The organism is Streptomyces sp. NBC_00259 (genome assembly GCF_036181745.1).
In the GTDB taxonomy this organism is placed as follows: Bacteria; Actinomycetota; Actinomycetes; order Streptomycetales; family Streptomycetaceae; genus Streptomyces; species Streptomyces pratisoli.
This window is the reverse complement of record NZ_CP108080.1, coordinates 5,154,159-5,166,430: the sequence shown is the minus strand read 5'-3', so window position 1 is coordinate 5,166,430 and position 12,272 is coordinate 5,154,159. Positions and strand designations below refer to the sequence as shown.

At 71.4% G+C, this 12,272-nt stretch carries 11 protein-coding genes; 1 reads left to right on the top strand and 10 read right to left on the bottom strand.

Going from position 1 to position 12,272, the window contains the following annotated elements; genetic code table 11:
* Positions 1 to 6: 6 nt before the first annotated feature.
* The 5 genes from OG766_RS23500 to OG766_RS23480 all read right to left on the bottom strand — a co-directional run bounded on the left by OG766_RS23500 (position 7) and on the right by OG766_RS23480 (position 3,891).
* Positions 7 to 204, bottom strand: coding sequence for a hypothetical protein (locus tag OG766_RS23500; RefSeq protein WP_266382732.1), 198 nt, complete (start codon positions 202 to 204; stop codon positions 7 to 9).
* A 116-nt stretch (positions 205 to 320) separates the two neighbouring features.
* The gene (locus OG766_RS23495; RefSeq protein ID WP_266382729.1) at positions 321 to 680 is read right to left on the bottom strand and encodes a hypothetical protein; all 360 of its coding nucleotides are present in this window, start codon (positions 678 to 680) and stop codon (positions 321 to 323) included.
* Positions 677 to 1,045 carry a WhiB family transcriptional regulator gene (locus OG766_RS23490; RefSeq protein ID WP_093652527.1) on the bottom strand — a complete coding sequence of 123 codons (369 nt, stop codon included), beginning with the start codon at positions 1,043 to 1,045 and terminating at the stop codon, positions 677 to 679. The genes OG766_RS23495 and OG766_RS23490 overlap by 4 nt, the downstream gene beginning before the upstream one ends.
* A 170-nt stretch (positions 1,046 to 1,215) precedes the next feature.
* A complete protein-coding gene (locus OG766_RS23485) occupies positions 1,216 to 1,548 on the bottom strand; it encodes a hypothetical protein (RefSeq protein ID WP_266382726.1) in 333 nt (110 codons plus the stop codon).
* A gap of 165 nt (positions 1,549 to 1,713) precedes the next feature.
* Complete coding sequence (locus OG766_RS23480) at positions 1,714 to 3,891, bottom strand: ATP-dependent DNA helicase UvrD2 (RefSeq protein ID WP_266382723.1); 2,178 nt, start codon at positions 3,889 to 3,891, stop codon at positions 1,714 to 1,716.
* Positions 3,892 to 4,054: 163 nt separating this feature from the next.
* Between OG766_RS23480 and OG766_RS23475 the strand changes: the two genes are divergently transcribed.
* A complete protein-coding gene (locus tag OG766_RS23475; protein ID WP_266384426.1) occupies positions 4,055 to 4,312 on the top strand; it encodes a mycoredoxin in 258 nt (85 codons plus the stop codon).
* Between the two features lie 104 nt (positions 4,313 to 4,416).
* Here the strand turns inward: OG766_RS23475 and OG766_RS23470 are convergent, their stop codons facing one another.
* From OG766_RS23470 to OG766_RS23450, 5 genes are all read right to left on the bottom strand, one after another.
* Entirely contained in the window at positions 4,417 to 5,196 is a 780-nt protein-coding gene (locus OG766_RS23470; RefSeq protein WP_266382721.1) for an oxidoreductase, read from the bottom strand.
* 148 nt (positions 5,197 to 5,344) lie between these two features.
* On the bottom strand, positions 5,345 to 6,292 hold the full coding sequence (gene nudC / locus OG766_RS23465; protein WP_266382719.1) for an NAD(+) diphosphatase: 948 nt from the start codon (positions 6,290 to 6,292) through the stop codon (positions 5,345 to 5,347).
* Positions 6,293 to 6,383: 91 nt separating this feature from the next.
* On the bottom strand, positions 6,384 to 7,781 hold the full coding sequence (locus tag OG766_RS23460) for a dipeptidase (protein WP_328726138.1): 1,398 nt from the start codon (positions 7,779 to 7,781) through the stop codon (positions 6,384 to 6,386).
* A 10-nt stretch (positions 7,782 to 7,791) separates the two neighbouring features.
* Positions 7,792 to 11,364: an ATP-dependent DNA helicase gene (locus OG766_RS23455; protein ID WP_328726137.1), complete on the bottom strand. Its 3,573-nt coding sequence runs from the start codon at positions 11,362 to 11,364 to the stop codon at positions 7,792 to 7,794.
* Positions 11,365 to 11,435: 71 nt separating this feature from the next.
* A complete protein-coding gene (locus tag OG766_RS23450; protein ID WP_328726136.1) occupies positions 11,436 to 12,221 on the bottom strand; it encodes a hypothetical protein in 786 nt (261 codons plus the stop codon).
* Between the last annotated feature and the right edge of the window lie 51 nt (positions 12,222 to 12,272).

Below are 12,272 nucleotides of genomic sequence, written 5' to 3'. Positions count from 1 at the left end.
GCTCCGTCACCACCAGGACGAGTCGAGTCGGCCCTCGATGGCCCTGATGTTGGCCCGCGCGCACTCCTCGCAGAGGTAGTGGCGGCGGCCGTTCTCCACGGAGCAGGTCCAGGTAGGCGGAGTGCCCTCGGCGACCGCGCCGCACCGGGAACACACGACGTTCTCGGCACCCGGCGGGGCAGGGTGATGAGTCTGCTGGTCCACCTCGTGACGATAACCCCGTGGGTGTCGTACGGCAGGACAACGCACCGCTGGGGCCGGTCCCTTCGGACCGGCCCCAGCGAGAGGCACTGTTGTGTTCTGCGGCCGACAGTCGTCGGCTACTGCATGACGGCCATGGCCAGCGCACGGCGGGCGCGCATCGACGCGCGCTCGGCGCGCCTCTGCATCCGCCGAGCGGTGGCCAGGCTCATGGCCTGGCGCTCCACGTCGGCTTCCCGCAGGCGCTCGTGCATATGCGCACGAGCCAGGGCTTCTGGGATGAGTTGCATTTCGCGGGTCCTGTTCTGACGCGAGGCGTTCGCGCCGATGGTGGTGACAGCTGGTGTGGCGGAGCCGGACGGCTCAGCGGCGGAAGAGGTCATCGGGGCCTGCTTCTGGGGATCGTGCGTGAGGGGGCGGTCAATGGTTCCCGCGTGCTTCGGGAGCTTGGGGGTCGTCCCCCAGGAGATCTCGGTCATGCCGCGACCGGGTTCTTGCGCGGGCGGCCACGCGGCCGCTTCCGGGCGACGACGACACCCTGGACGAAGAGCTCTCCGCCCCAGACGCCCCAGGGCTCACGCCGCTCCTTCGCCCCGGCGAGGCAGGCCTCGACCAGCGGGCAGGTGCGGCAGAGGGACTTGGCGTACTCGACATCGGCCGGCGACTCGGCGAAGAAGACCTCCGGGTCGTAGGAGCGGCAGGGGACGGGTACGCCGAGGTTCTCGATGGCGTCGTCGAGCGCGGTCAGCGCTGTGAGCGGGGTCAAGGTGGAGTCCTCCGTGAGGCCGGGCGGGGGGATCGTTTCGGAAGGCGGTACGGACGGGGCGTGCGCTTCGAGTTGCACGGTGGTGTCTTCCTCGTCTGGTCGGTCCGGTCTGTTGACCGGGCTTCGGCTGGTACCGGGTCTTGCTGGTCCCGAGGCCCCTTCGCTCCGTTTCCTCATCGGGGAAAACAGAAGGGCCGCGGATCCCTGGTGGGGTTCCGCGGCCCTGAAGGCGCCGGCCTGATCCTGGATCAGGCTGGATCACTCCAGGGTTCGAGCCCACGGAAGGCCCACATCGTGTGGTGCTGCGTCGTCTGCTGCTGGGTTCCGGCACTGGTCGCCGCGAGGGCATAGGCCTTGGCCTCTGCCGCCACTACTCCTGCTTCCAGTGCCTTGGTCGGTCGCTCATTGCGCTCCCGGACGGGCAGGCCCGCAGGGAGAGAGACCGGACGAAGGCCTGCGAAGCCAGACAGACCGGTGCCAATGAACGCCGAACCGGAGAGGCCGAGCGAGCAGGCGGAGACGACCGAGCGATCGGTCATTTTGACGGTGTTGCGGATGAAGCTGGTGTTGATGCTGATCACTGGAATCGCCTCCTCTCGGCGTCTCTGGGACCGGCCGGGGCCGATCACGCGTATTCGGATAAGTACAGCACGACAACAGGGCTTCGGAGAAGCCGCCGTTCCCGTGGTTAAGAACCTATGGGGATGACTGGGGCGGGCGCAAACTATTTTCTCGACGAGTTTGTATCAGTCGTCCTCATCGCCCTCACCAAGCTCCTGGCCTGCGCAGATAGCCAGGACATCGGCGCCGAAACGCTCCAGCTTGCGGCCGCCGACGCCGGAGATCCCGGCGAGCTCCCCCTCGCTGTCGGGCACGGTCTCGGCGATCGCCATCAGCGTCTTGTCGGTGAAGACGCAGTACGCCGGCTGGCCCAGCTCCCTGGCCTGCTCCGAGCGCCACTCGCGCAGCCGCTCGTACAGCGCCTCGTCCATGTCGGAGGGGCAGTCCTCACAGCGCATCAGTTTCATCTCGCCGGCGTCGGTGAGCGTCTTGCCGCACACCCGGCACAGCACGGGCCCACGCCGCTTGCGCCGGCCGCCGGCGCCTCCGCGCTCGATTCCGCCGCCACCGCCCGCCGTTCGGGTGCCGGGGGCGGCCGAGCCGGGCCGCAGCCCGTTCAGGAAGCGCGTGGGGCGGCGGGAGGCACGGCCGCCGGGCGAACGGGACAGCGCCCACGAGAGGGACAGATGGAGCCGGGCGCGGGTGACCCCGACGTAGAGGAGCCGGCGCTCCTCCTCCACCTGCTCGTCGGTCTTGGCATAGGTGATCGGCATCATGCCCTCGGTGAGACCGACCAGGAACACGGCGTCCCACTCCAGGCCCTTCGCGGAGTGGAGCGAGGCCAGGGTGACGCCCTGGACGGTCGGGGCGTGCTGGGCGGCCGCGCGCTCGTCGAGCTCGGTGACGAGATCGGCGAGGCCCGCGTCCGGCTTGACGCGTGCGAAGTCCTCGGCGAGCCGGACGAGCGAGGCCAGGGATTCCCAGCGGTCCCGCACGGCACCGGAGCCGGCCGGGGGTTCGGTGGTCCAGCCCTTCGTGGACAGGACCGCCCGGACCTGGGACGGCAGGTCGTCCGCATCGTCCAGCAGGGCGTCGTTCCCCCCGGCCCGGGCGGCACCGCGCAGCGCGACGCCCGCTTCCCGTACCTCGGCACGCTCGAAGAACCGCTCGGCGCCGCGCAGCTGATAGGGCACGCCCGCGTCGGCGAGAGCCTGCTCATACACCTCGGACTGGGCGTTGACCCGGTACAGGACGGCGATCTCGCCGGCCGGGACACCCGCGGCGATCAGATCGCGGATGCGCCGGGCCGTGCCCTCGGCCTCGGCGGGCTCGTCCCCGTACTCCGTGTAGGCCGGCTCGGGGCCGGGGTCGCGCTGCGAGATCAGCTCGAGCCGGTGCTCGGCGGCACGGCCCCTGGCCTGACCCAGCAGACCGTTGGCGAGGTGGACGACCTGCGGGGTCGAGCGGTAGTCGCGGACGAGCTTCACCACGGTCGCCTGAGGATGGCGGGCGCGGAAGCTGAGCAGATGGTCCGGGGTGGCCCCGGTGAAGGAGTAGATCGTCTGGCTGGCGTCGCCGACGACGCACAGGCTGTCCCGGTCGCCGAGCCAGAGCTCCAGCAGCCGCTGCTGGAGCGGCGACACGTCCTGGTACTCGTCCACCACGAAGTGCTGGTACTGGCGGCGGATCTGGTCGGCGATGTCGTGGCGGTCCTGGAGGATGCCGACCGTGAGCAGGAGGACGTCCTCGAAATCGATCACCGAGCGATCGCGCTTCAGCTGCTCGTACAGCGCATAGATCTGGCCGATCTCCGACGGGTCGCGGGGGGCGTCGCGGAGGGACTTGGCGACGGCCGCGGGATAGTCGGCAGGAACGGTCTGGGTGACCTTGGCCCATTCGATCTCGCTGGTCACATCCCTGAGCTCATTGCGGTCGAGCCGGATCCGGCAGCGCGCTCCGGCCTCGGCGACCAGCTGGATCTTGCGCTCGAGCAGCCTCGGCAGCTCACCGCCGACGGCTTTCGGCCAGAAGTACTGGAGCTGGCGCAGCGCTGCCGAGTGGAAGGTGCGGGCCTGCACTCCGCCCGCGCCGAGCTGGCGCAGCCGGCCGCGCATCTCTCCCGCGGCGCGGTTGGTGAAGGTGACGGCCAGCACACTCGACGGCTGGAGTATCCCGGCCCGCACTCCGTAGGCGATGCGATGGGTGATCGCACGCGTCTTGCCCGTACCGGCGCCCGCCAGGACACACACCGGGCCGGTCAGGGCGGTCGCGACCTCGCGCTGCTCGGGGTCGAGCCCGGCGAGCACCGCGTCCGCAGACTCGGGGACCTGAGGGAAGAGAGTGGAGTGCGTTGCTGCTGTCACCCCGCCATGCTGCCAGGTCCCGCGAGATCACCGGCACGGTTGTCCACAGGGGGACGGGATTGGTCGTACCAATACGGGAATGGGGGACGGGTCGCGTACGTTCGACTACTGGCACGCCCCATGGGGCACCCACCCCACGAGCTCAGAGGAGCGGGAGAAGAACATGCAGGGATCCCTGACGATGTACAGCACGACCTGGTGCGGGTACTGCCGTCGGCTGAAGAGCCAGCTCGACCGCGAGGGCATCTCGTACGTCGAGGTCAACATCGAGGAGGACCCGCAGTCCGCGGCGTTCGTCGAGAAGGCGAACAACGGCAACCAGACCGTGCCGACCGTACTCGTGGTTCCGCCGAACGGTGGCGAGAACATCGTCATGACGAACCCCAGCCTGGCCCAGGTGAAGCAGGCCCTGGCGATCTGACGCACCCCCCTCTGCGCTGCGCCCCCTCCGGTCGAGTACCGGTGGGGGCGGCGTCGTTCGAGGGGCGGTGTCGTTCCACGGCCGGCGTCGGACGGCCCGCGCGCCTACCAGGTGCTGACGAAACCGCCGTCGACGGTGATGTCCGATCCGGTGATGTTGCCCGCCCGGTCGCTCGCCAGCAGCAGCACCGCGTCCGCGACCTCGGACGGCTTGGAGAACCGGCCGGTGACCGCGACCCCGGCGGCCCGGGCGAGGACCTCTTCCGGAGTCATCCCGGTCGCCTCGGACACGGTGGCCGCCACTCCCTCGCCGCCCAGCCACAGATCGGTCTCGACGGGTCCGGGGCTGACGGTGTTCACACGGATTCCGCGGCCGCCCACCTCCTTGGACACGGCCTTGGAGAAGTTCGCGAGAGCAGCCTTGGCGGCGCAGTAGTCGATCACATGCGGGTCGGGGAACACCGCGTTGATCGAGCCGATGTTGACGACCGAGCCGCTGCCCCGGGCCAGCATCAGCGGCAGGACCCGGCGGGTGACGCGCACGGCGGCGAACAGATTGAGGTTGAAGGCCGCCTCCCACTCCTCGTCCGTGACGCTGAGGAAGCCGCCGGGACGGGCGGGCGCCGATCCCACGTTGTTCACGAGGATGTCGATCCGGTCCCCGGCCGCGTCGACCAGCAGATCCGCCCCCTCGGCGCCACCCAGGTCCACCCGCACCAGCCGCGCGCGGCCGGTGCCGACGAGCGCGTCGAGTTCGTCGGAGGAGTGCCGTGCCGCGGCCACCACCTGCACGCCTTCGTCGGTCAGGGCCTTCACGATCGCGAGCCCGATCCCCCGGCTCGCGCCGGTGACCAGTGCCACGCGCCCTTCCAGTCCGAGTTCCATGCCGTGTCTCCCGCCTCTGCTGCGCCGCGCCCGTGCGGCACAGCAGGGCACCATGTGCCGCTCTCCACACACTGCACCGCGCGGCGCGTCACCGCCCGCCGGGAACTCCGGCCGACCGGGGTCGGGCAGGGCTCAGGACGCGAGGACGTCAGGCGAGCGAACCCGGCTTCGGCAGGGGCTTTCCGTACCAGAGCTCGATGAGACGGGCCGCGATCGAGATCCCGTACGGCGGCAGCACCTCGCCGGACTCGAAGGCCGCCCGCAGGTCCTCCCGGGAGAACCAGCGAGCCTCGTGGATCTCCTCGCCGTCCACGGTGATCTCGGACGAGGTGGCGCGGGCCATGAAGCCCAGCATCAGGCTGGACGGGAAAGGCCAGGGCTGGCTGGCGACGTACTCGACCTCGCCGACGGTGACGCCCGCCTCCTCGTACACCTCGCGGATCACGGACTGCTCGATGGACTCGCCCGGTTCGACGAAGCCGGCGAGCGTGGAGAAGCGGCCTTCCGGCCAGTGAACCTGGCGGCCCAGCAGGGCGCGGTCGTCCTCGTCCGTGACGAGCATGATCACGGCGGGGTCGGTCCGCGGGTAGTGCTCGGCGCCGCAGGCCGGGCAGCGGCGGATGTGACCGGCGGCCGCGATGACGGTGCGCTCGCCGCAGCGGGAGCAGAAGCGGTGGAGCCGCTGCCAGTTCTCCAGGGCGACCGCGTGGACCATGAGTCCCGCGTCGCGCGGGGACAGCAGCAGCCCGGCCTCGCGCAGCCCGGCGGGGCGGGCGGACTGGTCCATGCGTCCGGGCAGGGCGTCCTTCTGCAGGGCGAAGTAGCTGACGCCGTCCTCGTCGGTGCCCAGGAAGTACCGGTGGGTCTCGGTGACAGGAGCCTCGAAGGCCGGGGTCATCACGAGTTCGGTACGGCCGTCGGGGGTGTCGTCGATCAGTACCTGTCCCTCCGAGACGACGAACACCCGGGTCGACGGGTGGCTCCAGGCCGCCGCCAGCCATGCCTCGTCGAGTCGGTGATGCGCGGCGCGGTCGATGCCGCTCGGCGCGGTGAGGCCGATGGGACGGCCGTCGGCGACATGGTCGAAGGTGCTCACAGGTGCTTCCCACTCCCCCGGGATGACCGGATGTCTGTCGGTGGCGGCGGTTGTCCGTCAGTGGCGGTTGTCTGTCAGTACCGGCTGTCTGTCAGTGGAGGGCGCCGGCCAGGTCGCCCCACAGGTAGGCGGCGGTTTCGACGCCCTTGAGCAGCAGCGTCAGCTCGATCTTCTCGTTGGGCGCGTGCCACCCGTCGGACGGTACGGAGATGCCCAGGAACAGCACGGGTGCGTCGAGGACGTCCTGGAGGTCGGCGGCGGGTCCCGAGCCGCCCTCACGGGTGAAGCGGATCTTCTGCCCGTCGAAGGCGCGGCTCATCGACCGGGTGACCGCCTGCAGGGCGGGGTGGTCCAGCGGGGTGAGGCAGGGCCGGGTCGCCGCGCCGAAGGTGATCTCGTGGCGGATGCCCGCGGGGATCAGGGAGGCGACCCAGCCGCGGAACGCTTCCTCGATCCGGTCCGGGTCCTGGCCCGCGACCAGCCGGAAGGAGAGCTTCAGCATGGCGGAGGACGGGATGATCGTCTTGCCTCCGGGCCCCTGGTAGCCGCCGCCGATGCCGTTGACCTCGGCGGTCGGGCGGGCCCAGATGCGTTCCAGGGTGGAGTGTCCGGCCTCGCCGGACGTTCCGTACGACTTGGCCGTACGCAGCCACTCGGCCTCGTCGAACGGCAGCTCGGCGAGGAGCTCGCGCTCGGCCGCCGTCAGCTCGGTGACACCGTCGTAGAACCCGGGGACGGTGACCCGCTCGTGCTCGTCGTGCAGCGCCGCGACGATCCGGGCGGCGACGGTGGCCGGGTTGGGAACGGCCCCGCCGAAGGAGCCGGAGTGGATGTCCTGGTCCGGTCCGTACAGCTCGATCTCGCAGTCGGCGAGGCCGCGCATGCCGGTGCAGACGGTGGGGGTCGTCTCGGACCACATGCCGGTGTCGGAGACGATGACGGCGTCGGCGGTGAGGCGGTCCCGGTGCCGCTCGACGAGGTCGCGGAAGTGCGGCGAGCCGGACTCCTCCTCGCCCTCGACCAGGAGCTTCAGATGGACGGCGGGCGTCGTGCGGCCGGTGGCGGCGAGATGGGCCCGTACCCCGAGGGTGTGGAAGAGGACCTGGCCCTTGTCGTCGGCGGCTCCGCGGCCGTACATCCGGCCGTCCTTGACGACCGGCTCGAACGGATCGGTGTGCCAGCCGTCCGCGAGCGCTGCGGGCTGCACGTCGTGGTGGCCGTAGACGAGCACGGTGGGAGCGTCCGGGTCGGCCGACGGCCATTCGGCGAAGACCGCCGGCGCGCCGTCGGTCGGCCAGATCTCGGCGGTCGGGAAACCGGTCTCCTTGAGCTTCGCGGCAAGCCATTCCGCACTGCGCCGTACGTCCGCGTCGTGCTCCGGCTGGGCGGAGACCGACGGGATGCGCAGCCACTCCGCGAGGTCGTCGAGGAAGCTCTCGCGATGTTGCTCCAGGTACGTACGGACGGCGTTGTCCGGGGTGACGCTCATGGCCTTGAGCCTATCCGGCTCCGGGGGCGGGTCCTCCGGCCGCCCGGTCGGGGACCGGCTCGGGCACGCGGTCACCCAGGAGGACGCGCTCCAGGGCCGCCCTGCCGGGCAGGCCGTCGGGGCGGACGACCTCTCCTGTGCGTACGTAGACGAAGGCGGCGGCGACGGACTCGGGCGGGAGGCCGTGCTGCTCGGCCCATGCGAGGCGGTAGACGGCGAGCTGGAGCGGGTCCGCGTCGCGCGCACGACTGGTCTTCCAGTCCACGATCTCGAACGTCCCCGTGGCCTCGTCGCGATAGACGGCGTCGATACGGCCCCGGATGACGCGGCCCGCGAGGGTGAGCTGGACGGGCGCCTCGAGCCGGTAGGGGACGCGGTGGGCGTACGGGGTGCGCTCGAAGGCCTCCTTGAGCACGGCGAGGTCGCGCTCGTCCGCGATCCCCGCCTCGTCCGGATCGCTCCCGGGCAGCTCGTCGGGCCCCAGCATGGGTAGCGGCAGCTCCTCGAAGCGCGACTCGACCCAGGCGTGGAAGCGGGTGCCACGGCGGGCGGCCCGCTGCGGCGGGCGGGGCATGGGGCGCGCCAGTTCCTGCGCGAAGCCGTCCGGGTCGGCGGCGATCCGCAGCAGCTGGGAGGCGGACAGCGACGCCGGTACGGGCACGTCGCGCACGGACGCGCGGGCGCGGCGGAGCTCGCCGGCGAGGGCTTCGAGATCGCGGTCCCAGGAGGCGATGACCCTGGCGTCCTCGGGCGCGAGGGGCTCGGCGCGCTGCGCGGGGAGGCGGGGCCGGGCACCGGCCTCACCGGGCCGCGCGAACGCGCCTGCACCGTCCTCGGCGTCCTCGGCGTCCTCGGCGTCCTCGGCGTCCTCGGCGTCAGGATGGTCCGCACCGGACGCCGGCTCGGTGTCCCACGGCTCTTCGCCCGCCCACGTCTCCTCTTCCGACCAGGCCTGCTCGTCCGCCCACGCCTGTTCGTCCTCCGGCCAGAGATCGTCCAGGGGCGGCTCCGGGTCGTGCGACGGCTCCGGCTCGTGCAACCGCTCCGGGTCGTTCGCTCGCTCCGGCTCGTGCAGCCGGCCCGGCGCTTGCACCGCGGCGGAGTCCAGGTGCGCGAGCACCAGGTCGGCGGCCGCGCGGCGGCGGGCCAGCGCCGCCGGGTCCAGGGGCAGGGGCCAGGCCTGCTCGGCCGCCTTCTCCTGCAGGGCCGGGTTCTCCGCGTCCTCCTCCGGCTCCTCGGTCCAGGCCTCGATCTCGCCGTGACCCGCCGCGCAGTGGTCGTACAGGGCGTGCAGGAAGGCGGAGGGGCCGCGGCGGCGCTTCTGGGTGGGACCCCACCAGTGGGCCGAGCCGAGGAGGAGGGAGCGGGGGCGGGTGAAGGTCACATAGCCCAGGCGGAGTTCCTCCGTGTGCTGATGGTCCCTCATGTCCTCCTTGAACGCCTTGAGTCCCCTGGCGTCCCAAGAGGTGACGTCGGGGAGGGTGTCGGCGTCGCCGCGCAGCACATGGGGCAGGACCTTCGCCTGGGAGGTCCAGGACTCCCGGGAGCGGGTGCTGGGGAACTGGTCGGCGACCAGTCCGGGGACCGCGACGACGTCCCACTCCAGTCCCTTGGACTTGTGGGCGGTGAGCACCTTCACCGTGTTCTCCCCACCGGGCAGGGCGTTGTCGAGGCCCTTCTCGTACTGCGCGGCCGTGCGCAGGAAGCCGAGGAAGGCGAGCAGGCTCGCCTCGCCGTCCAGCGAGGCGAAGGAGGCCGCGATGTCCAGGAAGTTGGCGAGCGTCTCACGGCGGCGGGCGGCCAGGGCGTGTGGTGAGGCGGACAGCTCCACGTCCAGGCCGGTGGCGCCCAGGACGCGGTGGAGCACGTCCATCAGCGGGTCGGCGAGCGAGCGCCGCAGCTCGCGCAGTTCGGTGGCGAGTCGGGCGAAGCGGATCCGGGCATCGGCGGAGAACGGCAGCCCGTCGTCCGCTCCGGCCTGCTCCAGGAAGGTGTCGAGCGCGTCGGCGAGCGAGATCACCTCGGCCGGGTCGGTGCCTTCGACGGCCGCGGCGAGCCGCTCGTCGGGGTCCGCCCCGTCGTCCTTGGCGCGGTGGACGAGGAGACGGGCGCGGCGCCCCAGCAGGGCCAGGTCGCGGGCTCCGATGCGCCAGCGCGGTCCGGTGAGGAGCCGCACGAGCGAGGCGTTGGCGCCCGGGTCCTGGAGGACTTCGCAGACGGCGACCAGATCGGCGACCTCGGGGAGATGCAGCAGCCCGGAGAGCCCGACGACCTCCACCGGGATGTCGCGGGCCACGAGGGCGCCCTGGATCCCCGCGAAGTCCCCCGCCGTACGGCACAGGACCGCGATCTCGCCCGGCTCCTTGCCGGTGCGGACGAGATGGGCGATCGAGTCGGCGAGCCACTCGATCTCCTCGGCGTGGGTGGGCAGCAGCGCGATCCGTACGGTGCCGTCGCGCTCGGCGCCCGGCGCGGGACGCAGGGCCTCGACGCCTTCGTGCCGTGCGCGCAGGGGTTCGGCGAGGCCGTTCGCGAGGCCGAGGAGGCGGCCACCGCTGCGCCGGTTCTCGCTGAGCGAGTAGCGGGTGGCGGGGCTGCCGTCCGCGTACGGGAAGTGCTCGGGGAAGTCGTCCAGGTTGGCCACGGACGCGCCGCGCCAGCCGTAGATCGCCTGGCAGGGGTCGCCGACGGCGGTGACGGGATGGCCGCTGCCCCCGCCGAACAGTCCTGACAGCAGCAGCCGCTGGGCCACGGACGTGTCCTGGTACTCGTCGAGCAAAACCACCCGGAACTCGTCGCGCAGGATGCGGCCCACCTCGGGGCGGGTGCGCGCGAGCTCCGCGGAGAGGGCGATCTGGTCGCCGAAGTCGAGGAGGTCGCGGGAGCGCTTGGCCGCGCGGTAGCGGACGACGAGGTCGAGGAGCTCACGGCGGGCGGCCGCGGCCTCGGGGACCTTCCTCAGGTCCGCGTTGGTGAGCTTGGCGGACTCCAGGGTGCGCAGGAGCCTGGAGTCGTGGGCGAGCAGGTCCTCGGGAGCCACGAGATGCTCGGCAAGCTCGGCGTCGAGCGCGAGCAGTTCGCTGACCAGGGTGGGGAACGACTTGGTCAGCGCGGGGTAGGGCCCCGGGGCCTCGCGCAGCGTTCGCGCGGCGAGCTGGAAGCGGGTGGCGTCGGCGAGGAGCCGCGCGGTCGGCTCCAGGCCGATGCGCAGGCCGTGGTCGGTGAGGAGCTGTCCGGCGAAGGCGTGGTACGTCGAGATTCGGGGCTCGCCCGGCGGGTTGTCGGGGTCGATCGTGTCCGGGTCGGTGACTCCGGCCCGCACCAGCGCCGTTCGCACGCGCTCGGCGAGCTCTCCGGCGGCCTTGTTGGTGAAGGTCAGACCGAGGACCTGCTCGGGGGCGACCCGGCCGGTGCCCACGAGCCACACCACCCGTGCGGCCATCACCGTCGTCTTGCCCGAACCGGCTCCGGCCACGATGACCTGCGGGGCGGGCGGTGCGGTGATGCAGGCCGTCTGCTCCGGGGTGAACGGGATGCCGAGGAGCTCCTTGAGCTGCTCGGGGTCGGTGATGCGTGCGGACACCCCAGAGAGGCTAACGGGGACCACTGACAGCGCCTGCCGCCCGTGGTCCCCGTCCGTGCTCAGCCCGCGGGTCAGCCGCCCAGCTTCGAGGGGTCGACGACCTGGTCGGCGGGCGGAACCGTCACCGTGATGGGGGCGTTGAAGTCGGAGAAGGCCGCCGACTTGGGCTCCTTGCCGCCCTCGCTGGTGAACTTCAGCAGGTAGGGCTCGCCTTCCTTGGCCACGTAGAAGGTGAACGTCTCGGCGCCGTCCTTCTTGGTCAGCACGACGGCCTTCTTGCCGTCGACATCGGCGTCCGCACCCTTGGTGAGGCCGGTCTTGGCGCTGTCCGCAGGCTCCACGAGGGCGTCGAAGTCACACAGGGCACCCATCTCCTCCTTGTCCACCTCCTCGGCGGGGATCTTGATCCAGCGGCCCTTGAACAGCTCCTTCACGGCGGCGATCTCCTCGGCCGAGGAGCCGTCCTCCTTGAGCGACTGCTCCCAGAACTTGTCGTCGCCCTTCATGTACATGGGGCCGCCCACCTTGCGCATCTCCGCCTTGGCGCCCTTGGAGCCCATGGTGCCCCCGCAGTCCCCCTTCTCGGAGATGGCGAGGTCGAATTCCATCGGGTCCTTGTCCGACGAGTCGAGACCCTTGACCTTGACGGAGTCGGCGGCCTTGGTGATGTCCAGCGACTTGTCGGCGATCTGGTCCGCCGTGAGGCCCGCGAACGGGTCCACCGGTGCCTTGGGCGACGGGGCGGAGCTCCCCGGCTTGTCGGCGCCGCCCTTGTCCTTCTCGCCACCACAGGCGGTCAGACCGACGGCGGCTGTCGCGCACAGCACCGCCGTGACCAGAATCTTCCGGTTGGTCACCGTGTCCCCATTTCCTCTGAAGCTTTATCTCTCGCTTATGCCGACCCATGG